At 71.0% G+C, this 23283-nt stretch carries 25 protein-coding genes; 15 read left to right on the top strand and 10 right to left on the bottom strand.

Features of this window, described 5'->3' with window-relative positions; genetic code table 11:
* The first annotated feature begins 41 nt into the window (after positions 1-41).
* The 4 genes from ACZ6CL_RS03595 to ACZ6CL_RS03580 all read left to right on the top strand — a co-directional run bounded on the left by ACZ6CL_RS03595 (position 42) and on the right by ACZ6CL_RS03580 (position 4326).
* Positions 42-755 carry a response regulator gene (locus ACZ6CL_RS03595; protein WP_468930635.1) on the top strand — a complete coding sequence of 238 codons (714 nt, stop codon included), beginning with the start codon at positions 42-44 and terminating at the stop codon, positions 753-755.
* Positions 756-937: 182 nt separating this feature from the next.
* Positions 938-1954 carry a chitinase gene (locus ACZ6CL_RS03590; protein WP_468930632.1) on the top strand — a complete coding sequence of 339 codons (1017 nt, stop codon included), beginning with the start codon at positions 938-940 and terminating at the stop codon, positions 1952-1954.
* 120 nt (positions 1955-2074) lie between these two features.
* The gene (locus ACZ6CL_RS03585) at positions 2075-3442 is read left to right on the top strand and encodes an ABC transporter substrate-binding protein (RefSeq protein ID WP_468930629.1); all 1368 of its coding nucleotides are present in this window, start codon (positions 2075-2077) and stop codon (positions 3440-3442) included.
* Positions 3439-4326: a carbohydrate ABC transporter permease gene (locus ACZ6CL_RS03580; protein ID WP_468930627.1), complete on the top strand. Its 888-nt coding sequence runs from the start codon at positions 3439-3441 to the stop codon at positions 4324-4326. Before ACZ6CL_RS03585 ends, ACZ6CL_RS03580 begins: the two co-directional genes overlap by 4 nt.
* A 137-nt stretch (positions 4327-4463) precedes the next feature.
* Here ACZ6CL_RS03580 and ACZ6CL_RS03575 read toward each other — a convergent pair whose 3' ends face one another.
* The 3 genes from ACZ6CL_RS03575 to ACZ6CL_RS03565 form a co-directional block, all read right to left on the bottom strand.
* Positions 4464-5525 (bottom strand): CU044_5270 family protein, encoded by a 1062-nt coding sequence (locus ACZ6CL_RS03575; RefSeq protein WP_468930625.1) that lies wholly within the window; start codon positions 5523-5525, stop codon positions 4464-4466.
* Complete coding sequence (locus ACZ6CL_RS03570; RefSeq protein WP_468930624.1) at positions 5522-6166, bottom strand: RNA polymerase sigma factor; 645 nt, start codon at positions 6164-6166, stop codon at positions 5522-5524. Before ACZ6CL_RS03570 ends, ACZ6CL_RS03575 begins: the two co-directional genes overlap by 4 nt.
* An 87-nt stretch (positions 6167-6253) precedes the next feature.
* Positions 6254-6967, bottom strand: a complete 714-nt coding sequence (locus ACZ6CL_RS03565; RefSeq protein ID WP_468930621.1) for a TetR/AcrR family transcriptional regulator — start codon at positions 6965-6967, stop codon at positions 6254-6256.
* 99 nt (positions 6968-7066) lie between these two features.
* Here ACZ6CL_RS03565 and ACZ6CL_RS03560 point away from each other — a divergent pair, with 99 nt between their 5' ends.
* Positions 7067-7939: an NAD(P)H-binding protein gene (locus ACZ6CL_RS03560; RefSeq protein WP_468930619.1), complete on the top strand. Its 873-nt coding sequence runs from the start codon at positions 7067-7069 to the stop codon at positions 7937-7939.
* 6 nt (positions 7940-7945) lie between these two features.
* Here ACZ6CL_RS03560 and ACZ6CL_RS03555 read toward each other — a convergent pair whose 3' ends face one another.
* The 3 genes from ACZ6CL_RS03555 to ACZ6CL_RS03545 are packed head-to-tail and all read right to left on the bottom strand — an operon-like array spanning position 7946 to position 10360.
* On the bottom strand, positions 7946-8899 hold the full coding sequence (locus ACZ6CL_RS03555) for a threonine ammonia-lyase (RefSeq protein WP_468930617.1): 954 nt from the start codon (positions 8897-8899) through the stop codon (positions 7946-7948).
* Between the two features lie 18 nt (positions 8900-8917).
* Positions 8918-9364: a hypothetical protein gene (locus ACZ6CL_RS03550; RefSeq protein WP_468930615.1), complete on the bottom strand. Its 447-nt coding sequence runs from the start codon at positions 9362-9364 to the stop codon at positions 8918-8920.
* Between the two features lie 45 nt (positions 9365-9409).
* Positions 9410-10360, bottom strand: coding sequence for a GNAT family N-acetyltransferase (locus ACZ6CL_RS03545; RefSeq protein WP_468930613.1), 951 nt, complete (start codon positions 10358-10360; stop codon positions 9410-9412).
* Between the two features lie 266 nt (positions 10361-10626).
* Between ACZ6CL_RS03545 and ACZ6CL_RS03540 the strand changes: the two genes are divergently transcribed.
* On the top strand, positions 10627-11520 hold the full coding sequence (locus ACZ6CL_RS03540; protein WP_468930612.1) for a DUF1963 domain-containing protein: 894 nt from the start codon (positions 10627-10629) through the stop codon (positions 11518-11520).
* A 264-nt stretch (positions 11521-11784) separates the two neighbouring features.
* The gene (locus ACZ6CL_RS03535; protein WP_468930610.1) at positions 11785-12264 is read left to right on the top strand and encodes an OsmC family protein; all 480 of its coding nucleotides are present in this window, start codon (positions 11785-11787) and stop codon (positions 12262-12264) included.
* A gap of 87 nt (positions 12265-12351) precedes the next feature.
* On the opposite strand, the gene ACZ6CL_RS03530 is transcribed toward ACZ6CL_RS03535, so the two are convergent.
* The gene (locus ACZ6CL_RS03530; protein WP_468930608.1) at positions 12352-12555 is read right to left on the bottom strand and encodes a DUF397 domain-containing protein; all 204 of its coding nucleotides are present in this window, start codon (positions 12553-12555) and stop codon (positions 12352-12354) included.
* A gap of 3 nt (positions 12556-12558) precedes the next feature.
* Positions 12559-13548, bottom strand: coding sequence for a helix-turn-helix domain-containing protein (locus ACZ6CL_RS03525; RefSeq protein WP_468930606.1), 990 nt, complete (start codon positions 13546-13548; stop codon positions 12559-12561).
* A gap of 82 nt (positions 13549-13630) precedes the next feature.
* Between ACZ6CL_RS03525 and ACZ6CL_RS03520 the strand changes: the two genes are divergently transcribed.
* The 3 genes from ACZ6CL_RS03520 to ACZ6CL_RS03510 all read left to right on the top strand — a co-directional run bounded on the left by ACZ6CL_RS03520 (position 13631) and on the right by ACZ6CL_RS03510 (position 15443).
* Positions 13631-14047 carry an ATP-binding protein gene (locus ACZ6CL_RS03520; protein WP_468930604.1) on the top strand — a complete coding sequence of 139 codons (417 nt, stop codon included), beginning with the start codon at positions 13631-13633 and terminating at the stop codon, positions 14045-14047.
* Positions 14048-14081: 34 nt separating this feature from the next.
* Positions 14082-14921: a DUF1963 domain-containing protein gene (locus ACZ6CL_RS03515; RefSeq protein WP_468930602.1), complete on the top strand. Its 840-nt coding sequence runs from the start codon at positions 14082-14084 to the stop codon at positions 14919-14921.
* Positions 14922-14996: 75 nt separating this feature from the next.
* Entirely contained in the window at positions 14997-15443 is a 447-nt protein-coding gene (locus ACZ6CL_RS03510) for a nuclear transport factor 2 family protein (RefSeq protein WP_468930600.1), read from the top strand.
* Positions 15444-15570: 127 nt separating this feature from the next.
* Here the strand turns inward: ACZ6CL_RS03510 and ACZ6CL_RS03505 are convergent, their stop codons facing one another.
* Positions 15571-16158, bottom strand: coding sequence for a dihydrofolate reductase family protein (locus ACZ6CL_RS03505; RefSeq protein WP_468930599.1), 588 nt, complete (start codon positions 16156-16158; stop codon positions 15571-15573).
* Positions 16159-16228: 70 nt separating this feature from the next.
* Here ACZ6CL_RS03505 and ACZ6CL_RS03500 point away from each other — a divergent pair, with 70 nt between their 5' ends.
* Complete coding sequence (locus ACZ6CL_RS03500; RefSeq protein ID WP_468930597.1) at positions 16229-16804, top strand: TetR/AcrR family transcriptional regulator; 576 nt, start codon at positions 16229-16231, stop codon at positions 16802-16804.
* 85 nt (positions 16805-16889) lie between these two features.
* On the top strand, positions 16890-17534 hold the full coding sequence (locus tag ACZ6CL_RS03495) for a dihydrofolate reductase family protein (protein ID WP_468930595.1): 645 nt from the start codon (positions 16890-16892) through the stop codon (positions 17532-17534).
* Positions 17535-17626: 92 nt separating this feature from the next.
* Here ACZ6CL_RS03495 and ACZ6CL_RS03490 read toward each other — a convergent pair whose 3' ends face one another.
* Positions 17627-18112: a carboxymuconolactone decarboxylase family protein gene (locus ACZ6CL_RS03490; protein WP_468930593.1), complete on the bottom strand. Its 486-nt coding sequence runs from the start codon at positions 18110-18112 to the stop codon at positions 17627-17629.
* Positions 18113-18283: 171 nt separating this feature from the next.
* Here ACZ6CL_RS03490 and ACZ6CL_RS03485 point away from each other — a divergent pair, with 171 nt between their 5' ends.
* From ACZ6CL_RS03485 to ACZ6CL_RS03475, 3 genes are all read left to right on the top strand, one after another.
* Positions 18284-19201 (top strand): RNA polymerase sigma-70 factor, encoded by a 918-nt coding sequence (locus ACZ6CL_RS03485; protein WP_468930592.1) that lies wholly within the window; start codon positions 18284-18286, stop codon positions 19199-19201.
* 301 nt (positions 19202-19502) lie between these two features.
* Positions 19503-21599: a glycosyltransferase gene (locus ACZ6CL_RS03480; protein ID WP_468930589.1), complete on the top strand. Its 2097-nt coding sequence runs from the start codon at positions 19503-19505 to the stop codon at positions 21597-21599.
* 69 nt (positions 21600-21668) lie between these two features.
* On the top strand, positions 21669-23168 hold the full coding sequence (locus ACZ6CL_RS03475) for an LCP family protein (protein ID WP_468930587.1): 1500 nt from the start codon (positions 21669-21671) through the stop codon (positions 23166-23168).
* The last annotated feature ends 115 nt before the right edge of the window (positions 23169-23283 follow it).

The following is a 23283-nucleotide window of genomic DNA, read 5'->3' as shown; positions in this document are numbered from 1 at the left end:
TTGCCTCCCCCGAGACGCCCGCCCCGAGAGGAAACCTGACCATGAGCCCGCCGCAGGCGAACTCGGCGACCCCGACCCCGGAGCCGATCCGGGTGCTCGTCGTCGAGGACGACCTCGTCGCGGCGGACGCGCACCGGATGTACGTCGAGCGCGTCCCCGGATTCGCCGTCGTCGGCACCGCGCACACCGGCGGTGACGCCCAGCGGCTGCTGGAGCGCAGGCCCGCCGACCTCGTCCTGCTCGACCTCTACCTGCCGGACGGGCACGGCCTGCAGCTGGTGCGGGCGCTGCGGGCGGCCGGGCACGCGGCGGACGTCATCGCCGTCACCTCGGCCCGGGACCTCGCCGTGGTCCGGGACGGGGTCTCACTCGGGGTGGTCCAGTACGTACTGAAGCCGTTCACCTTCTCCACGCTCCGCGACCGGCTCCAGCGGTACGCCGAGTTCCGGTCGACCGCGGGCGAGGCCAGCGGGCAGGACGAGGTGGACCGCGCGCTGGCCGCCCTGCGCGCGCCGCAGCCCGCCTCGATGCCCAAGGGGCTCACCCAGGCCACCCTGCACGCGGTCACCGAGGCGCTGCGCGGCGCCCAGGACGGCGTATCGGCGGCGGCGACGGCGGAGGCGGTGGGCATCTCACGGATCACCGCACGCCGCTACCTGGAACACCTGGTGGAGGCGGGCCGCGCCGCCCGCACACCGCATTACGGAGCGATCGGCCGCCCGGAGCTGGTCTACCGCTGGCTCAGCGAGCACTGAACGCCTGACCCGGCGAGCACCGACGCCTGACCCAGCGAGCACTGAACGCCTGACTCGGCGAGCGCGGCGCACCCCTGTCCGGCGATCATTAGGAAAGTTTCCTATCCACCATCTTGTCGCCGACATGACGGCTCGCTAGCGTTCAGCCGCACCCTCCCCGACCCCCAGGAGGACCGCCCGTCATGCCTCAGCTCCCCCGCCGCCGCCACAGACGCGCCCTCGCCGCCGCCACCGGATTAATCGCCCTGATCACCACGGGCGCGGCCACCGCCGCCCAGGCCACCACCCCCGCGCCGCAGGCCACGGCGGCCGCGGCCATCGGCCAGACCGGCCCGTACCTCTACCTCGGCTGGGGCAGTCCGCCCAAGGCCACGGACGTGATGTCGGCGACCGGCACGAAGCAGTTCACGATGGCGTTCATGCTCTCCGACGGCGGCTGCACCCCCAAGTGGGACGGCTCCCGCGCGCTCACCGGCGGCACCGACCAGTCGACCATCAACGCCATCCGCGCGGCCGGTGGCGACGTCACCGTCTCCTTCGGCGGCTGGAGCGGCAACAAGCTCGGCGAGAAGTGCTCGTCCGCCTCCGCGCTCGCCGCCGCGTACCAGAAGGTCATCGACGCGTACGGGCTCAAGGCGGTCGACATCGACATCGAGTCGACCGAGTTCGAGAACGCGACGGTCCGGCAGCGGGTGGTCGACGCGCTGAAGACCGTCAAGCAGAAGAACAGCGGCATCAAGGTCTACGTCACCTTCGGCACCACCACGACCGGCCCCGACTCCAACGGCACGGACCTGGTCAAGCGCGGCGCCAGGGCCGGACTCGACGTGGACGGCTGGGCGGTCATGCCGTTCGACTTCGGACAGGGCTCCGTCGACATGGCGGCGGCCACCAAATCGGCCGTCGACGGCCTGAAGAACACCGTCGCCAGCGCCTACGGCCTCTCCTCCGACGCCGCCTACCGCAAGGTCGGCTTCTCCTCCATGAACGGCAAGACGGACGTCGCGGGCGAGACGGTGTCCCTGGCGAACTTCAACTCCATGATCTCGTACGCCAAGAGCCACCACCTGGCCCGGGTCAGCTTCTGGTCCCTCAACCGCGACCGCAAGTGCGGCTCCGGCACGGACGCGGACGCGTGCAGCGGCATCAACCAGGGGACGTACGACTTCACCAAGGCGCTCGCTGGCTACACGGGCTGAACTGCCGCCCCTCGTACCCGAGTTCGACCGAGAACATCCCGTACACGGGGATTGACCTTGCGTTGAGGGCCACCTTACGGTCGGCCCGCAGCCCACCCAGGGCAGCAAGGAGGTCGTGCCGTGCGCCCCACCACCACTCCACTGATCCTCACCGCCGCCGCCCTCGTCGCCACCGCCGGGCTCACCGCCTGCGGTGGCGGCTCGGGCAGCGACCCGGACACCGTCAAGGTCGCGTACAACCGCAGCACCGACAACAAGATCCGCTTCAAGGACAACCATCTCGCCGCGGTGAAGAAGCAGTTCGAGAAGGCGAACCCCGGCAAGAAGGTCAAGCTGGTCCCGATCCAGGCGCAGGACAACGACTACGCCACCAAGGTCCAGCAGATGATGCGGTCCCCGAAGACCGCCCCCGACCTGGTCTACGAGGACACCTTCCGGATCAACGCGGACATCAAGGCGGGCTATCTGCGGCCGCTTGACGACTATCTGGCCAAGTGGAAGGCCTGGGACCAGTTCGTCGACACGGCGAAGACGGCGGCCAAGGCCGAGGACGGCAAGACGTACGGCGTCCCGGACGGCACCGACACCCGCGGGCTGTGGTTCAACAAGGACCTCTTCGCGAAGGCCGGGCTGCCCGCCGACTGGGCGCCGAAGAACTGGAACGAGATCCTGACGGCCGCCCGCACCATCAAGAAGAAGGTCCCCGGCGTCACCCCGCTCAACGTCTACACCGGCAAGGCCCCGGGCGAGACCTCCGTCATGCAGGGCTTCGAGATGCTGCTGTACGGCACGGGCGCGGCGGGCGGCGAACCGCTCTACGACCCCGGGACGAAGAAGTGGGTCACCGGCGGCAAGGGCTTCCGGGACTCGCTCGCGTTCCTGAAGACCGTCTACGACGAGAAGCTCGGCCCCGACATCTCCGACGCCCTCGACCCCAACGTCGGCACCACCGTCTTCAGCGAATGGCTCCCCGAGGGCAAGCTCGCCATCGCCCTCGACGGCTCCTGGCTCGGCCAGAACTGGCTGAAGACCGGCGGCAAGCCGTGGCCCGAGTGGTCGAAGACCCTCGGCCAGGCCCCGATGCCGACGCAAGCCGGGCAGGCGCCCGGCAAGGTCAGCATGTCCGGCGGCTGGACCTGGGCGATCAGCGCGAAGTCCAAGAACCCCGATCTGGCCTGGAAGTTCATCGAGCAGTTCCAGACCAAGAAGAACGCGGTCCGGTGGGACATCGTCAACGCCCAGATCGCCGTCCGGAAGGACGTCGCGAAGGACCCGGAATACCTCTCCTCCATGCCCGGCATCCGCTTCTTCACCGGCCTGGTGCAGTACACCCACTACCGCCCGGCGCTCCCCGTCTACCCGCAGGTCTCCTCGGCCATCGGCGAGGCCATGGAGGCGGCGACCACGGGTGACTCCTCGCCGAGCGGCGCGGCGAAGGCGTACGACGAGCAGCTGAAATCCCTCACCGACGGCGCCGTGGGCGGATGACCACCGCGCCCGCCGCCCCGGTACGCAGGGGGCGCCGCCCCCTGCGGTGGCTGCCGCTCGCCCCGGCCACCTTCCTGCTGCTGCTCTTCCTCGGCGGGCCCATCGGCTACTGCTGCTACATCGCCTTCACCAACATGCAGCTGACCGGCACGTCCACCACGGAGTTCACCGGCCTCGCCAACTTCCGCCGCGCCTTCGGGGACGACGACTTCCGCAACGCGGTCGTCCTCACCCTCGTCTTCACCGTCGTCTCCTCCCTCCTCGGCCAGAACACCCTGGGCCTGGCCCTGGCCTCCCTGATGCGGCGCGCCTCCAAGCCGGTGCGCACGCTGATCGGGTCGGTCGTGGTCGCGGCCTGGGTGCTCCCCGAGATCGTCGCGGGCTTCCTGCTGTACGCGTTCTTCCGCCGCGAGGGCACGCTCAACGCGGTCCTGGACGGGCTGGGCCTGCCGTCCCAGAACTGGCTGTACACCCTGCCCATCCTGGCCGTCTCCTTCGCCAACGTCTGGCGCGGTACGGCCTTCTCGATGCTCGTCTACTCCGCCGCGCTGTCGGAGATCCCGCAGGAGATCACCGAGGCGGCGGAGGTCGACGGCGCGGGCGGCCTCCGCCGCTTCTGGCATGTCACGCTGCCGATGATCCGCCGCTCGATCGGCACCAATCTGATGCTGAACACCTTGCAGACGCTGTCGGTGTTCGGCCTCATCTGGGCCATGACCCGCGGCGGACCCGGCAACCGCAGCCAGACGCTGCCGGTGTTCATGTACGACCAGGCGTTCAACAAGTCCCTGATCGGCTACGGCACGGCGGTGGCGTTGCTTCTGCTGCTGGTGGGGGCGGCGTTCTCGGTGGTGTATCTGCGTCTGATGCGCGAGGAGGTCTGACGCCGCCGTCGACGGTGGCGGTGCCGGTCGTCCGTACGCCGAGGCCGGACCCGGGGGCCGCGATCGCGACCCCCGTCATCGCCCCCGCGACCAGCAGGACGCACAGCGCGGCCGTGGAGATCTTCGACGGCGCCACGTCAGCTGCCCTGCGAGGGCATCCGCTTGTTGCCGTCGACGACCGCGCGCTGGGTGATGGCGCTGGTGAAGAGCACGGTGCCGGGCTTGATCGGCGTATCCGGGACGGCCTTCACCTGGACCTCGCGCTCACCGAGGAACTTCAGGCTCTCCTTGTCGAAGATCCACTCCTCGCGCTCGCCGGTCTGGTCGTTCATCCGCGCCACCGCGGTCCCGTGACGGCCCATGGCGTCGACCGCGTCGTCCACCGCGACCACGCCGGGGATCTTCGCGGCGGCCTTGTAGAGGGCGGGGGCGAGCCCCGCGGGCGGGTAGCTCTCGGTCAGCAGATCGCCGATGGCGACGAAGGCCGCCTGGTCGAGGGGGACTTCCTTGTCCTTGTTCGCGCGGGCGTCCCTGTAGATCTCCTTCAGCAGCGCGTCGGGGTCGGTGGGCAGCTTGGCGAGGTTGTCGTACGCCGAGCTGACCGCGTGCGGACCGGCCAGGGTGATGCCCTCCTCGCCGGTCTCGCCCGGCTCGATCAGCCAGCCGTCCTTGCCGTCCGCCGACTGCCAGACCTGACGGCCGTGCAGTTCGGTACTGACCACGGTGGTCTTGTCGTCCACGGTCTTGGGGAAGGTGTTGGCCACCTTGGAGGCGACGTAGATGTACTGGCCGTCGCGCACCACGGGTCCATCGGTGTCACCGGAGCCCGCCGCCAGCGAGACGCGGTCCAGCAGTCGCGGGGCGCCCTTGGCGTCGACGGAGCCGAGCTGGGTGGTCAGCGCGGGGCCGGTGGCCAGGGGCGTCGTCCCGTCGCCGCCGCCTTCGTACAGGGCGAAGCCGCCCACGACCGCACCGGCCAGGGCGCAGGCCGCGGCGGGCAGCAGGATCGTCATACGGAGGAACGGGTTGCGCGGCCGCGTAGGGGTTCCGGCGCTGCGGATGTCGTCGCGGATCTGGGCCATCAGGTGCTCCTTGTGAAACGCGTGGCGGCCCGCCGGCAGACTCCGCTCCCCGGTGTCCCGGAGCTGTCGGGCCTCCGGCCACTCAGCCGGATGCGGCTGGGAGGGGCTGGCGTTCATCGGTTTCCTTCCTCTGCGGACCGGATCGCGTAGCCGCGATCGCCTCTTGTCTGCCGGATGGGAGCGGCGAGTTCCCGTTTTTTCTTGACGAGTTCGGCATCGGCGAGTTTGCGCAGCTTCGTCCGGGCCCGGGACAGCCTGGAGCGGACGGTTCCGATGGGGATGGCGAGGGTGCGGGCGACGTCGGCGTACTCCATGCCCTCCCACAGGCACAGCACCAGCACCTCGCGCTCGGCCCGCTTCAGCGAACTGAGCGCGGTCAGCGTGGCGTTGATCCGCCGCCGGTCGTCCACCCGGCCCGCCGTCTCCTCGGCGTGGTCGGGGATCCGTACGGCCGCGGGCCCCGCCTCGGCAGCGGCGGCGGCCGCGGCCCGGTAGCGCCGGTTGCCACGGCAGTGCGAGCGGGCCACGTTGGTGGCGATCCCCAGCAACCAGGGGCGCAGCGAACCCCCTTCGGCCTCGACCGACGCATGGCGTCGCCACGCCTCCATGAACGTGGCCGACATGACGTCCTCGGCCACGGACCAGTCGGCGGTCAGCCGGAAGGCGTGGTTGTACACCGCGCGCGCGTACTCGTCGAAGAGTTCCGCGAAGGCGTCGGGATCCCCGGCCCGTACCCGGGTTCGCGTATCTGTGGTCACGTCGTTAACTGACCAGCGCGGGCAGGGGAGTTCCGGTGGCGTGCGTCACACCACGGAATCAGCGGGCCTGGCTCAGCGGGCCCGGAATCAGCGGGCCTGATCGGCGATCCGGTCGAGCCACTCCCGCATGAGGGCGCTTTCGGACGCGGTCAGGGCGTCGGTCCGCGACAGCACGGCGCGCAGGGTGACGGCTGCCGCGGCGGGCCCTGGCCCGGAGGCGGACGCGGGGGCGGCGGTGGTGATCGCCGCGAGGACGGCCTCGCGGGCGGCGTGGGACAGCTCCGGGTCGCGGCGTTCCTCGGGCGTGGCGATGAGCGCGAGCGTCGCACCGGATCCGGCGGCGTGCACCAGGGCCGCCGCCCGCTCCTCGGGCACCCGCAGCCTGCCCGCCTCGGCGATGCGCCGGATGTGCCCGGCGAGTACCTCGAAGGCGGCGAGGGCAGCGGGCGACGACGCCCCAGGGGGCTGCTGGCCGTACATCAGCAGGTACAGCGCCGGGTTGGCCAGGCCGAGGCCGACGTGCAGATCCCATCCGGCGCGAAGATCCTCGACCGGGTCGCCGGTGGGCTCCGCCGCGGTCTTGTCGGCCAGGTAGGTCGCGAAGCCATGGGCGACGACGGCGTCGAGCAGGCCCTGCTTGTCGCCGAAGAGCCGGTAGATGGTCGGCGGCTGCACCCCGGCGGCGGCGCTCACCGCCCGGGTCGACACCGCGTCGGTGCCGCCTTCGGCCAGCAACCGCGCGGCCGCCGCGACGATGCGTTCCCGGTGCCCGTCCGTGGCGGTGACGTCGTCGTTCTCCATGTTTCCAACGATAACAGGATCGCGTTATCGCTTCTTCGTTTCCAGTGATACGCTCCGCTCGTTATCACTGGAAACAGCAGGCCAGGCCAGGGAGACCTCATGATCATCGTTACCGGAGCAGGCGGCAGGCTCGGCCGGGCGGTCACCGAGCGGCTGATGGGACGCGTCCCCGCCGGGGAGATCGGCGTCAGCGTGCGCGACACGGAGAAGGCGCGGGACCTCGGCGACCGGGGCATACGCGTCCGCCGGGGCGACTTCACCGACCCGTCGAGCCTCGCCCACGCCTTCGAGGGCGCCTCACAGGTCCTGATCGTCTCCACGGACAGCACCAGCGAAGCGGCCTTACGCGCGCACCGCGCGGCCGTCGACGCGGCGGCGGCAGCCGGAGCGGACCGCATCCTCTACACCAGCCACATGGGCGCGGACCCCACATCCCCCTTCGCCCCGATGCCCGACCACGCCGCCACCGAAGCCGCGCTGCGCGCGTCCGGCGTCCCCTTCACCTCGCTGCGGAACGGCTTCTACGCCTCCTCGGCCGTGATGCTGCTCGGCGCCGCGCTCGACACGGGCGAACTCGTCGCACCCGAGGACGGGCCGGTCGCCTGGACCGACCACGCCGACCTCGCCGACGCGGCGGTGCTCGCCCTCACCACGGGCGGCGACGACCTCGACGGAACGACCCCCGCGCTCACCGGGCCCGAGGCGATCGACCTGGCCGGAGTCGCGGCGCTCGTGACGCGACTGACGGGCCGTCCGGTCCGCAGGGTCGTCGTCTCCGACGCCGACTACCGCGCGCACCTGATGGACCACGGCCTGCCCGAGGCCCAGGCCGACCTGCTCGTGGGCCTGTTCGCGGCGAGCCGCCGGGGCGACTTCGCCCCGGCCGACCCCACCCTCGCCCGCCTGCTCGGACGGCCTGCGGCGACGATGACGGACGTCCTCGCGGCGACGGTCTTGAAGGCGCGGTCCTGAAGGCGCTCACCCGACCCAGCGGCGGTAGGCGTCCACGTCGACGTTGCTGCCGCACACGATGGTGGCGACGTGTCGGCCCGCGAAGCGGTCACGGTCCTCGAGGACCGCCGCGATACCGAGCGCGGCCGACGGTTCGACGACGAGACCGGCGCGGTCGAGGAACATCCGCATCCCGGCGATGATCGACGCCTCCTCGACCAGGACGGCGTCGTCGGCGACCAGGAGGAGGTCGTCCAGGACCGCCGGGATGGGACACCGCCCCGCGACGCCGTCAGCGATCGTGTCCGCCGAGTCGGTGGTGACGACGCGCCGCCCGCGCCACGAGCAGGTCAACGCCGGTGCGCCCAGCGGCTGGACGCAGATCACCTCGACCCCGGGGGCCAGGGCCTTCACCACATGCCCCACACCAGTGGCCAGCGCCCCGCCGCCAAGAGCGATCAGGACGGCGTCGAACGACGGCGCGGTGGCCACCAGCTCCAGGCCGATGGTGGCCGCGCCCTCGCAGGTCTCGATGTCCAGGCTGTCCTCGACCAGCCGGACGCCGTCGTACCGCGCGATGGCCGCCGCCCGTTCGCGCGCCATCTCGTGGTCGCCGTCCACCAGCTCCAGACCGGCGCCCAGCGCGCGGATGCGATCGAGCTTGGCCGCCGTCGCGAAGCGGGATGCCACGACGGTCACATCGAGACCCCGGCCGCGTCCGGACCACGCGAGGGCCTGACCGAGGTTGCCCGCGCTGGCGCACACCACGGCCCGCGCGCCACGGTCGGTGAGCAGACTCGCGACGACCTCGGTGCCACGGGCCTTGAAGCTGCGGACCGGATTCGCCGTTTCGAGCTTGATGCTCACCGCGCACCCGAGATCGGGCTCCAGCGCCTCGCAGCGGTACAGCGGCGTGTCGAGGAAAACCGGGTCGATCACGCGGCGAGCGGCCCGGATCCGAGCGGTGTCAAGACGCGTCACGGCACAGCAGCGTAGCGCTCACCGCGGACCGGCGCGCCGGCGCACACCCGCGAGGGTTCCCGCCACGACGGCGGACACGAGGAGGGCGAGCCCCAGGAAGATCACGGGGTTGACCCAGCCCGGCACCAGCTCGGATTCCAGGCCGCCCGGCGTGACGCACCGCGCACTGACCGGCGGCGTCCACCGCGTCACGATGTGGTCGCCCGGCAGGCCCTCCACGGTGCACATCTGATCCGGGTCGAGGACGAAGGACCCCGACATCAGGAGGCCCCACGCGTACGCGCTGTACGCCGCCGCCCCGGCCATGACCGCGACCAGCACGCACGACGAGACGCTCGGCAGGTGCCACCCGCTGCCCGGCAGCCGCAGACAGGCCCGCAGGGCGAGCGCCACAGCGGCGATCACGACCACGCAGGGTGCCACGAGCGGCGAGAAGACCAGGGTCATGAACAGAAACTCCGCCATACCTGCCAGGACATCGCGGAGGGAACGCCGGTTCCGCCGGAGCGATCAGTCCGGGAAGACGGGCGTCCCGTCCGTCTCGGCCAGGTACGGACGCACGGGAGGCTCGACGCCCAGGGCGTCCCAGAGCGCGTAGGCCGCCGCGTACTTCACGTCGCCGGGCCCGGTGTCCACGAGATAGTCGTGGATCTCGGTGATGGTGACGCGGAGCGGCGGTACGGGACCGGCGAGCCGTTCCAGGGCGTACCGGACCCCGTCGACCGCTTCCCGGCGGAGGCCGCCATCGTTGGCGTACGGGCGGGCGTCCGGCCCGTAGACGGTGCGCAGCCAGGCGTACGGATCGTCCCCGATCTCGACGGCCGTCTCCCCCGCCGTCGGTACGACCCGTACGGTCACCCGCGCGTAGCGGCGCCACCGGGCCGTGTGGCGCCGGAGCCAGTGAGATCCTTCCGCGGGCTGGACGCGCAGGTCCCGTACGTACCAGTCGAGGCGTGTCCCGTCCCCGTCGCGCGTGTGCCCACCGGGGGTGAACCCCGCCCGCTGGGCGACCGCGGCGGACGCGGTGTTCTCCGGCTCCACCCGGATCACCGCCTCCTTCCCGCCCTCAAGTGCCGCGTACCGGGAGGCCAGGAGGACGGCGCGGGTGGCCAGGCCGCGTCCCCGCCAGGACGGGTAGAGGCCGTAGGCGACGTTCACCTGGCCGGGCGCCAAACCGTCGGCGGTGAACCGCAGGTCGATCGTGCCCACGAGTGCCGCGCCCGCGTCTGCTCCCGCTCCCGCGCCTGCGTTTGCTCGTATGCCGAAGGCGCGGAGCGGTCCGGCCGTGTCCCACTGTTCCCGGCAGTGGCGGAAGTAGGTTTCGACGCCCCGGCGGGTGCTGGGACCGCCGCTGAGCCAGCGCACCAGCGCCTCGTCCTCCCCCGCGAGGTGCGCCTCCGCGTCGTCCAGGCGCAGCGGGGACAGCGTGACGGTCCCGTCGGACAGGTTCACTTCCTCCATCCGGCGATTCTTGACGCCGGGGCGGCGTCGCGCCATCGGATTGCGCGGGCCGGGACCACTCCCTCGGCATCGCGCTGCGCTACAACGGCACGTGCGCCTGGGACAGGATCTTCGGCTCCCCCGGCGGCCTCGCCGTCGCACCGGCTGAGTCCCCGCGGGGCACCGCGATCCGCCCCTCGCCGAGGAGCGGTCACCCGCACGGCTACTGTGCGGGAAACCGCGACAAGCAGTCGTCGCGATTCCCCGCACAGTGAGGAGCCCGCCCGTTGGCCCGTACGACTCCGCCACGGCCTCTCGACATGGAGGCGCTGTTCCCAGAGGTGGCCGCCCTCCGCAGGGACGCCGTCCGGTTGCACCCTCGGATCGGCGCTCCGGGAGCGCGGGACAGCTCGATGGGAGGGCCCCTGTTGTGGCCGCGTTCGCAGCCGTGGCCCCACTGCGGCGACGACCACCCACGGACCGCGTACTCCCCGCCGACCACGGACGCGATCCCCCTGGTGCCGGTCCTCCAGCTCTTCGCCGCCGACATCCCCGAGTTGCCGTTCCCACCCGGCACGGACCTCCTCCAGGTGCTGTGGTGCCCCTTCGATCACTACGCCGGTTACGTACCCCGGCCCGAACTCTTCTGGTGGGCCGCCGCCACCTGTGACACCCCCTCGACCGAGCCACCCCGCCCGGTCGGCGCCTCGGACGACTACCTCCCGAACCCGTGCGTGCTGCACCCGGAACGGGTCACCGACTACCCGAACTGGGACCTTCCCGAGGACCTGTCCGACCCGCTGCGGGAACGGTTCGAGGAACTGGAGGAGGAGACGGGCTGGTCGTACGAGTCCCACCTCTCCGTGTCCGAGGGCATCAAGGTCGGCGGATACCCGACGTGGACGCAGGAACCGGTCTGGCCCGACTGCCCCGGCTGCGGCCACCGCATGGACCACCTGCTGACCATCAACAGCAGCGAGTTCGACGGCGCGAGCTGGCGAACCTGGCTCCCCATCGAGGACACGCCCGCCACGGGCACCATCCTGGATCTGCCGTACGAGGAACGCAGCCGGATACAGTGCCCGCCGGGGCTCATGCTCGGCGACATGGGCGGCATCTACCTCTTCGACTGCCGCCGATGCCCCGACAAGCCCTACGCCCACCACTCGGACTGCTCATGACCCGGTCCCCCTGTCAGTCGGGCTGATCCCGGTGTCGCCGCCGATGGCTCGCCGCGTTTCGGACGCGGCGGGTCCGTCCGTGTTCTGCCAGCAGGCCGAGGGCCTTGGGCGAGGTCACGATCTGCGTGGTCGCGGCCATGCGCTGGAACCGGTCGGTCGCTCCGGTCAGCTCCTCGTGGGTCCATGGGTCGCGAACCGCCGGTGCTCGGGGGGTTCCTCGTCGAGGTCTGGGCCGATCATGCCGCGCCTCCTAAGCTCTGGCTCATGACCACCACACATACGTACGACGTCACGGTCGAGTGGACGGGCAACCTCGGCACAGGCACGGCGAGCTACCCGTCCTACGGTCACGATCACGAGGTATTGGCAGACGGCAAGCCCGGAATCGCCGCCTCCTCCGACCCCGCCTTCCGCGGCGACCCCGCCCGCTGGAACCCCGAGGAACTACTCGTGGCCTCGGTCGCCCAGTGCCACATGCTCTGGTACCTCCACCTCTGCGCTGACGGCGGGGTCACCGTCACCGACTACGAGGACCACGCCCATGGCGTGATGACCATGGACGAGATCGGCCGGGGCGGGCAGATCACGGAGGTCATCCTGCGCCCCGAAGTGACGGTCACCGACGCGTCGATGGTGGAGAAGGCCCGCGTGCTGCACGGCGACGTAGGCGCCCTGTGCTTCATCGCCCGCTCGGTGAACTTCCCCATCAGCCACGCGCCCGTGATCCGCGTGCAGGAGAGCTGAGCGACGCGGCGCCGCCTGGACCAGGCAGGGGCGTACGGGGTCGGCGCCACCGGACTGTGTGGCGCCGGAGCCAGTGGGCCCGCTCGCTCACGCCCGAGGGGCGGCCGCGATTCGCCCGCCGGCGAGGGCGGCCCGGAAGTCCGCCCAGGCGGCGGGGGTCAGGCGAAGTATCGGCCCATCGGCCCGCTTCGAGTCGCGTATCGCCACGGCGCCGGGCACGTTGGTCGCCACCTCGACGCACTCTTCCTGTCCGTTGCTGTAGCTCGACTTGCGGAAGACGAACGTTGTCACAGCTCACAGTCCTTTGATGAGTGTCCCGATGAAAGCTCGGGACTCGGCCTCGGGTAGCGCGTCCCGCGCAGTCTCCTCGAACAGTCTTACGTGCTGCGCAGCGCCTTCGCCACCCTCGACCCACGTCGTGGACAACGCCAGCTCCTGGTACACCACGTCCATGGCACCCGGCTCGGCGAACGAGAGAACGTTGAACGAGCCCGCAAGCGCTCGAAACATCCCGGTGCTGAAGGGGAGCACCTGAACCGTGACGTTGGGGCGCTCGCTCCAATCGAGGAGGCTCGTCAGCTGCTCCCGCAGCATCTCGGGCTCAGCCGTGGGGATACGCAGCGCCGCCTCCGCGATGACGGCCCAGAGGGCGAGCGGCTTGTCCTCGGTGAGCCTCTGTTGACGGGCGACCCGGGAGGCGACGAACGTCTCGACCTCATCCGGGCGATCACCGGGAGCCCACGCGCGACGCAACGACCGTACGTAGCCAGCGGTCTGGAGCAGTCCGGGAATGAACGACACCTGCCACGCCTTGATGGCCGTGGCCGCGCTCTCAAGCGGAACGTACTCCCTCATGGTCTTGGTGAGCGGGACCTCATTCCACCAGCCCTTGGCCTTGCGGCGTTCGCGGTCGATGCGCGCCAATTCCAGGAGCCCGCCGACGCTCGCGGGGTCGTTGGTGCCGTACAACGTGCACAAGGCGCGGATGTCCGGGTCCCGGATGGGAACCCAGCCGCCCTCCATCTTGGCGACCTTGCCCGTCGAAGCGCTGAGCGCCTTCGCCGCTTGCGTCTGCGTCAAGCCCGCTCCGGTCCGGAGCCTCATCAGCTCGCCGCCCAGCCTCCGTCCCAAGACGCTCGATGTGCTGTTCGCTTGGGTGGACTGACCCTCTGTCACCCGACACCTCTCCTCAGTGATGTGCCGCCAGTCTGCTGCGTGACAGGGCACCCTCGCAACCGAGATCGGTTGAATTTTCCTCAGTTGAGTTGAACTGATCACCGTCACGGGGCTACGGTCCGTGATGAACCGCTTGCACAGGGACGCCAGTTGGCGGATCCGCTCCGCCCTGCCCGCACGGAGGTACGCGATGGCGATCGCACCCCAAGACCCCGTCATCCATGAGGACCGCGTCGACTACGTCCCGACACCGATAAGCGTGACCCGCGCCCGGCGGCACGCCGCACGCGTGGTCGCGGAGTGGGGCCACCCCGCGCTGGCCGACGACGCCGAGCTCATCGTCGCCGAGCTGGCGGGCAACGCCTTACGCCACGGCCGCGTACCCGGGCGGCTGTTCCGCGTCTACCTCCCCCTGACGAAAACCGCGCTGCGCATCGCCGTCGCCGACCCCAGGGGCGAACGGCTCCCCGAGCCCCGTCAGCCCTCCCCCGACGCCACGCACGGACGGGGCCTGCTCATCGTCTGCGCGCTCGCCCCGCGCTGGGGCGTACGGGAGCGCACCGTCGGCAAGGAGATCTGGGCCGAACTCGACTTGGCCACGCCATAACCGCGGTGTCACACCAGGCTGCTTGAATCCCCGCATGGACCCGAACGCCACGCTCACCGCCCTGCGCGACTTCTGCGCCGAACGCCTCGGCGCGGACCTCGCGGACCGCTTCGTCCGCCTCGCCCGGCCGGGTTTCGCCCTCACCGAAGCCGGGCCGGGCCAGGCCGCCGGGCACAGCCGGTTCGGCGGGCGGGCGATGCTCGAACCCGGCACGCCCTGGCCGACCTGCGACGGCCTCCCGCTGAGCCTGCTCGCCGTCCTCGACACGGACGCACTGGCCCCCTGGCTCGACGGCGTCCTCCCGGCCGGGACGGGCCTGCTCAACTTCTTCGCCCTCGACAGCGACTCCGAGAAGGCCGACCCGGCCGCCATGGAGCTGTCAGTGAAGTACGACTGCACCGACCCGCGGGTGGGGCGGGTCATACCGGCCCGCCCCACGCACGCCGTGGAGACGGCCCCGCCCGCCCGGTCGAGCGTCTTCGCCCCGGTCCCGTGGGCCGCGTCGCCCGGGTTCGCCTTCCCCGACTCCTATGACCCCGCCTGGGACACCCTCGACCTGGGGCCGGACGCCGACGACATGGCCCGGGCCATGCCCGCCATGCACCTGGAGGGCCTGCTGACCGAGTGGTCGCAACGGCCGGGCGCGCTGGACTCCGAGGACATCGCCTTCGGCCGACCGGAATTCCCGACCGGCAGCTCCCCGTTCCTGCCGCACGACGAAGACCCGAACCACTACCACCACCTGCTCCAGCTGTCCGGGCGGGACGACTGGTACCTCGGCGGCGACGGCGGCTGGATGCACTGGTCGATCCCCACCGAGGCACTGCGGGCCGGAGACTTCACCCGGGCGATCCCGACCCCGGACATCTGGTGAACCTACGGTCTGCGGCCGGAGCGCGACGTCTGATTGTCGCCAGCGCTCCTTGATCAGGTCGATGATCCTTGCGGCATGACTGATTCGTTCGCAGCGGACTCGGTGGCCATCCTCACCCTCATGTACGCGGCCGAGGCGGAGTACCTGGCAGCCGGTGGCCCAGCCGAGGCCTCGTTCGATCTTCTCGCTCCGTTCTTCGCTCCCGATGTCGTCCTGCACCAGGCAGAAGCCCTGCCCTTTGGGGGCACCTGGCGTGGGCATGCGGGCATGGAGCAGTTCTTCCTCGCCATGAGCCGGGCGTGGGAATCGTTCGTGATGGTGAAACAGGAGTTCCTCGCCACCGGCAAGACCACGGTGGTGCTCACCCAGGTCAGCGCACGCGCACGTGCCACCGGCCGGAAGCTCACCTTCCCCATCCTGCAGACGATCGAGTTCAAGGAGGGGCGGATCGCCGAGGTCCGTCCTTTCTACTGGGACACTGCCGCGATCGCCGATGCCTGTGCGTCACCGACCGCTGCTTGACCGCGAACGCATCAGTGCGGGTCCCGCCAGCGAGCTGCTGGCGGGACCCGCACTCCCCCGAGGATGAAAGCGTGGCGAGCGTCCTGGGCTGGGGTGTTGCCCGTGTCCCGGACATGTCCGAGGCAGGTCAGCGGCGAGTGAACCCGGTGACGGTCACGCCGCCGTCGAACGACTCGCGGTCCGTCACCCGGAAGACGGTGGGGTTGAACGCGCCGTGGAAGACGGGGATTCCGGAGCCCGCGACCACCGGATAGCTCTTGACGATCAGCCGGTCGATCTCGGGCAACAGCGTCGCCGCGAGGCGGCCGCCGCCGCATAGCCAGATGTCCAGGCCCTCCTCGCGCTTGAGGTCGCGGACCAGGGCGAGCGGGTCGCCGTCGATCACCGTCACGCCCGGGTCGGGGGCGGCGCCCAGGGTGGTGGAGATAACGTACTGGCGCAGGTGTGCGTACGGGCTGGCAATGCCCGCGTCGAGCGCCGGGCGGTAGGCACCGAGACCCATCAGGACGGTGTCGAAGTGCTGATGGGGCGCGTCGGCGAGGCCGTGGGCGGCGCGCATGGCGGTGGGGACGGTCTCGGGGTAGCGCTTGTTCATCGCCCCCATGTACGCGGCTGTCTGCGCCTCGTCGCCCGAGGGGTAGAAGTCGTACTCCCCGCCGGGACCCGCGATGTAGCCGTCGATGCTGACGGCGACGTAGTAGACAAGCTTTCGCATACACAACACTCCATTCGTAGTACTCTGACTGAGGCGGTGTGAACGTAGTACTACAACTGGAGTGGCGTCAATGGTGCGCAGGAACGACGAGCGGAGGGCGGCCCTGGTCGACGCCGCCATCGAGGTGCTGGCGGCGGAGGGCGCGCGGGGGCTGACCTTCCGGGCGGTGGACAGCGAGGCCGCCGTGCCCGCTGGGACGGCCTCCAACTACTTCGCCAACCGCGACGACCTGCTCACCCAGGCCGGTGCCCGGGTCTACGAACGGCTCCAGCCCGACGAGGCGACCATCGCCCGGCAGCAGGCGAGCACCCGGGACCGGGAGGGGTACGCGGCACTGATGCGCGAGCTGGTCGCCCGGATCAGCGCCTTCCGCACCGGCTATCTGGCGCTCCTCGAACTCCGTCTGGAGGCCACCCGGCGTCCCGCCCTGCGCGCGGTGCTGACCGAGCGCGTCCGCGCCGACATGGAGGCCAACGTGGCCTATCACCAGGAGTCCGGCCTGCCCGGTGACGCGACGGCGGTCCGGCTGCTGTATCTGGCGCTCAACTGGCTGATCGTCGAACAGCTCACACTCCCGGACGTCCTCTCGGAAAGCGAGCGGGACGCCCTCGTCGCGGCCGCCGTCGAGCGCATCGTGACGCCCTGAATTCCAGCACGTCACGGCATCGGCGATGAGTTTCCCAGGGCCGGGCGGTCCAACCCTCGTCGACCCCCCACAGGAGGAGCGCCGCATGTCGCAGCTGCTGAGAGTCCAGAACTTCACCGTCTCGTCGGACGGATTCGGTGCAGGTGAGCACCAGAGCCTGGAGCGGCCATTCGGCCACGCCGATCCCGGGGAGCTGTTCGCCTGGGCCGGGGCCACGGCGAGCTGGCCCGGGCGCACCGACGCCGGTGGGAGCCGCGGTCTGGACGACTACTTCACGCGGGACTTCGCCCGCAACATCGGCGCCGAGATCATGGGGCGCAACAAGTTCGGGCCGCAGCGCGGGCCCTGGCAGGACCATGAATGGCAGGGCTGGTGGGGTGACGAGCCCCCGTTCCACACCCCGGTGTTCGTCATGACGCACCACCCGCGCCCCTCGTTCACGCTCTCCGACACCACGTTCCACTTCGTCGGCGGCGACCCGGCCGCGGTCCTCGCACAGGCCCGGGAGGCGGCGCAGGGGAAGGACGTCCGGCTCGGCGGCGGGGTGAGCACCGTCCGGCAGTTCCTCGACGCCGGCCTCGTCGACACCCTGCACGTGGTGGTCTCGCCGGTGGAGCTGGGCTCCGGGGAACGGCTCTGGGAGTCGCCCGATGAGCTGCTCGACCGGTTCCACCTCGACGTCGTGCCCAGCCCGAGCGGTGTGACGCACCACCTGTTCTGGCGGAGGTGACACGAAGGGCGTACGCGTCCGGCCCGGGTCAGGTGATCCGGGCCGGGCCCGTACGCCGGTCGACTGACCGCGGCGGCCAGTTGACCTGCCCGTCAGCTGGTCGCCGCGGCGAACATACCGGGCTCGTACGAACCTCCCCGCTGGTGCACGATCACAGCCAGCCGGTTGGCCGCGTTGATCAGGGCGACCAGCGAGACCAGCGCGGCGATCTGGTCGTCGTCGTAGTGCTCCCGCACCCGGGCCCAGGTCTCGTCGGACACGCCGTCGTAGGCGTCGGCGAGGCGGGTGCCCTCTTCGGCGAGGGCCAGCGCGGCCCGCTCGGCGTCGGTGAAGACGGTGGACTCGCGCCAGACGGCGACCAGGCCCAGCCGGACCGCGGTCTCTCCGGCGGCCGCGGCCTCCTTGATGTGCATGTCGACGCACCAGCCGCAGCCATTGATCTGGCTGGCGCGCAGCGACACCAGCTCCTGGGTGGACTTCGGCAGCGACGACTGGTGGACCAGGAGTCCGGCGCCTGCGAACCGCTTCGCGAACCTGGCACCGAACTCGTTCTCGAACAGGTTGAATCGGGCGTCCATGGTGTGACCCTCTCGTCGTGTCGTACGGGACGAACACGAGATGCCGCCGCGCCGCTCCCTGTGACGGGTCAGCGGTGTGACGTGCGCCACCGGCCGGAAGTGTCACAGAACCACCGCGACCGGCGTCTTGTGCGCGTGACATCGTCGAGAGCGAGCAGGCGGGAGCAGCCGGTGAAGAGTGAACAGCACCCCCAGGACACGGACGCGGCCACAGACACGGCCACCGACGCGTTCGTCGCCCATCGGAACCTGCTGTTCACCGTCGCCTACGAGATGCTGGGCTCGGCCGCCGACGCGGAGGACGTCCTGCAGGAGACCTGGCTGCGGTGGTCGGGGGTCGACCTCGATGCGGTGCGGGACCAGCGCGCGTACCTGGTACGGATCACCACGCGCCAGGCGCTCAGCCGCCTCCGTACGCTCGGCCGCCGCAAGGAGTCGTACGTCGGCCCCTGGCTGCCCGAACCGCTGCTGACCGCGCCGGACGTGGCCGAGGACGTCGAGCTGGCCGAAAGCGTCTCGATGGCGATGCTGCTGGTGCTGGAGACGCTCGCGCCGACCGAGCGGGCGGTGTTCGTGCTGCGCGAGGTGTTCGACCTCGGGTACGACGAGATCGCCGACGCCGTCGGCAAGAGCGCGGCGGCGGTGCGCCAGATCGCCCACCGGGCCCGGGCCCACGTCGCGGCGCGCCGCCCGCGCGGGGCCGTGTCCCCGGCCGAGTCGCGGGACGCGCTCGACGCGTTCCAGCGGGCGGCCGAAACGGGCGATCTGCAGGGCCTGTTGGACATCCTCGCGCCGGACGTCGTCTTCCTGGGCGACGGCGGCGGCATCAAGCAGGCCGTCCCGCGGCCCATCGTGGGCGCCGACAAGGTGGGCCGCCTGCTGGCGGCCGGGCTGGGCCGGATAGCGACCGTGGGAACGCTGCGTCCCGCGCAGGTCAACGGCCACCCGGCGCTGATCCTCCGGCAGGACGGCGCGGTCGACACCGTCGTGGCGGTGCGCATCGACGACGGCCTCATCACCGGGCTCTACGCGGTGCGCAACCCCGAGAAGCTGTCCCGCATGCGGCGGGAGACGACCCTGCGGCGGTGACCCGGAAGCCTGCCCGAACTGGCCTTTCAGCCGTCGCCTGACCCCGATCGCGCATGACGGTCCGCCGACTCTGTCGGCGGACCGTTGTCGTCTCGGCCGCCGACAGACGATACGTGATCGGACCGTCCCGGAGGGCGGCGTCTGCGGATTCTTATCCGTTGCCGCCGGTTCGGCGGGGGCGCTGATCGCTCGTCACTACGGTGAGACCGTCTGAGCCGCGTGGGCGGCCCGACCACCGACCGAAGACGTGCCACGGCGGCCGTGGCTCATGCGACCCTGACCCTGGGGGACGATCCAGCCGATGAGCCACCCGACCCGAGGAGGCCGACACAAGCGGTCCCGTGACCCGCGCGCGCACTGGCTGCTGCTGTCCCTGAGCCTTCCGCTCATGTTCGGCCTGCTGATGTTCCAGGGCTGGACCACCCACGAGGTCGACGCCGCGAAGTCGCGGCCCGCCTGCACCAGCCCGGTGCCCAAGGACATCATCGGCGGCGGCCCGGTGGTGCAGATCAACAACGGCCAGGTGAAGACGGTGAGCATGCCCCCGGGGACGGTGGCGCTCACCTACGACGGCGGGCCCGACCCGGAGTGGACGCCGCGCATCCTCGACCTGCTGCGCAGGAACAAGGCGCGCGCGACGTTCTTCCTCAACGGCGCCAAGGCGGCCCGGTGGCCGGATCTGGTGCGCCGGATCAGGGCCGAGGGCCATGAGATCGGGTCCAACACCTACACCGGCGCCGACATGGGCACCGCGTCGTCCATCCGCTCCTCGATGGAGCTGTCGCTCACCGAGTCGGCTCTCGCGGGCACCGTGGGCGCCGAACCGCGGCTGATGCGGATGCCGCTGACCACCAACGTGGAGACGCTGTGCGGCGTCGAGTGGCAGGCGGCGCGCAAGGTCGCCGCGAAGGGGTACGCGCTGGTCGCCGCCGACAAGCCGTCGAAGCGGCCCTCGCAGGGGCTGGTCCGGCAGCTGTCGCAGACGGACACCGCGTACCAGGAGACCGAGAAGCTGCTGAAGAACCCGCGGGTGCAGCGGTTCACCACCGTCACCGGCGGGCTCGGGGTGCCTCCGGTGGAGACCCGGTCGTCCGCGCTGGAGCGCTGGCAGGGCAACGCCCTGATCTGGCTCGCGGCCGTCGGCCGCGCCTTCGTGACCATCATGACGTGGGTGCTGGGCATCGCGGGCGCGCTGGGCGTGCTGCGGCTGGTGCTGCTCGTCGTGTTCGCCCGCGCCCATGTCCGCAGGCTCACCCGCTACCGGCCGGGCGACCCGCCGCCGCCGGTGGTGAACGAGCCGGTGACGGTGCTGGTGCCCGCGTACAACGAGGAGGCGGGCATCGAGGGCACCATCCGCTCGCTGCTGGCCTCCACCCACCAGAAGCTCCAGGTCATCGTGATCGACGACGGGTCGACGGACCGCACGGCCGAGATCGCCGCCGCGAGCAACGACTCCCGGGTGCTGGTGATCCGGCAGCCCAACTCGGGCAAGCCCACCGCGCTCAACTCCGGTCTGGCGCACGCCAAGCACGACATCATCGTCATGGTCGACGCCGACACCATCTTCGAACCGGACGCCATCCGCCAGCTCATCCAGCCACTCGCCCTGCCGGAGATCGGCGCGGTGAGCGGCAACACCAAGGTCGGCAACCGGCGCAGCCTGCTCGGCAGATGGCAGCACCTGGAGTACGTCTTCGGCTTCAACCTCGACCGCCGGATGTTCGAGGTGCTGGAGTGCATGCCGACCGTCCCCGGCGCCATCGGCGCCTTCCGGCGGGAGGCGCTGGAGGAGGTCGGCGGCGTCAGCGAGGACACCCTCGCCGAGGACACCGACCTCACCATGGCCCTGTGGCGGGCCGATTGGCGCGTCGTGTACGAGGAGACGGCCGTCGCCTGGACCGAGGTCCCCACCTCGCTGCGCCAGCTGTGGCGGCAGCGCTACCGCTGGGGCTACGGCACCCTCCAGGCCATGTGGAAGCACCGGCGCGCCGTCATCGCGCGGGGCTCGGACGGGCGCTTCGGCCGCCGGGGGCTGACGTATCTCGCGCTCTTCCAGGTCGTGCTGCCGCTTCTCGCGCCCGTGATCGACCTGTTCGCGCTGTACGGGATCCTCTTCCAGAACCCCATGGAGTCGGCCGGAGTGTGGCTCACGTACCTCGCGATCCAGGTGGTGTGCGCCGGGTACGCGCTGCGGCTGGACGGGGAGCGGATGCGGACCCTGTGGTCCCTGCCCTTCCAGCTCTTCGCCTACCGGCAGTTGATGTATCTGGTGGTCATCCAGTCCGTGGTGGCCCTGCTGCTCGGCGCCCGGCTGAAGTGGCACCGCATCCAGCGCTCCGGGACGGCCGGGGAGACGCTCGGCACAGCGCCCGCATACCAGAGCCTGACATCGAGATAACGGGCGGCCGCGACCGTATCAGTAGTCAGCAGGCATACGGACGTTTCCATGCGAAGGGAGGCTGCCCCCATGAGTGACCGGCGGGACGGGCGGGCAGACGCGAACGAGCAGGGCGGCGGGGTGCCACCGAACCACATCACCCCGGACGAGCAGCGACATTGGGGCACGGCGGCGTACCTCCAGCAGCAGACGAGAGGGACGGGCGAACCGGGACAGGCCGCGCGGGAAACGGCCAACGCGCCGACCGAGTCGTTCCCCGTGGTGCCGCCCTCTCCGGCGCCGCCGCCTCCGCCGCCGCCGACCCCGGGCATCCCCGGGCCGGGCCCGGGGGCCACCCAGCAGGTGCCGGGCGTCACACCGCCGATGCCGCGCGCCGCGCGCCCCGGTCCGGGGGGCACCCAGTCGATCCCGGGCCTCACCCAGCCGGTCCGGACCGACGCCGGGCTGTGGCGGTCGGAGACCCCCGTCCAGCGGACCCCGCCCGCCCAGCGGCCCCCGTACGAGGACGACCCCGAGCCGCCCGTGCTGCGGCGGCGCGCCCCCAGAGAACCGCTCAGCCGCCGCCGCAAGATCACGCGTCTCGCGATCGTCATGGTCTCGGCGCTGCTCGTCGCGTCCGGCAGCGCCTACATCTGGGTCGACACCCAGATGAACCGCGAGGTCGACCTCAACAAGGCGGCGAACCGCCCGCCGCTCGGCAAGGGCACCAACTACCTCATCGTGGGCTCCGACAGCCGCGCGGGCCTGTCCGCCGAGGCCAAGCAGACGCTCCGTACCGGCTCGGCCGAGGGCGGCCGTACCGACTCGATGATGGTGCTGCACACCGGCGCCAACGGCACCACGATGCTGAGCCTGCCGCGCGACTCCTGGGTGCGGGTCCCCTCGTACGTCCGCCCCGATACCGGCAAGCGCTACGGCGAGGAGCAGAACAAGCTCAACGCGGCCTATTCGCGGGGCGGCCCCGATCTGCTCGTCCAGACCATCGAGCGCAACACCGGGCTGCACATCAACCACTACGCGGAGATCGGCTTCGGCGGCTTCGTGGACATCGTGAACGCGGTCGGCGGCGTACGGATGTGCGTGGACCGCGACATCAAGGACGAGAAGTCCGGCCTGGACCTGAGGAAGGGCTGCCAGGTCCTCGACGGCGGCAAGGCGCTGTCGTTCGTACGGCAGCGCAAGCAGGAGGCCAACGGCGACCTGGGGCGCACCCAGAACCAGCAGAAGTTCCTGGCCGCCCTCGCGGAGAAGGCCGCCACCCCGGGCGTACTGGCCAACCCCTTCGCGGCCTTCCCGACCGTCAGCGCGGGTCTCGACACGCTCATCGTGGACAAGCAGATGAACCTGCAGAAACTGATGTCGCTGTTCCAGGCGATGAAGGGCGCCACGACGGGCAACGGCAAGCGGCTCAACGTCCCGGTGTCCAACACCAATCTGCGCACCTCCAAGGGCAGCGCCGTGCAGTGGGACGACGCGCAGGCGAAGCGGCTCTTCGACCAGCTCCGGGGCGACCTGCCGGTGGACGTGCCCGCATCCCTCCCCGGCCAGCCGGCAGCGGCGGCGCAATAGAACGACAGGCCGGGTGGGGGTTTTCGGTGGCACCTCCGTCTTCCCCTCCCGGCCGGGCGAACGGTTTCATGGACGGGACACTGATCGACTGCGCTCGCAAGCGCGAGGAGGTCCG

Source organism: Streptomyces sp. NPDC041200, assembly GCF_055591805.1.
This window is presented reverse-complemented; position numbering and strand designations above follow the sequence as displayed.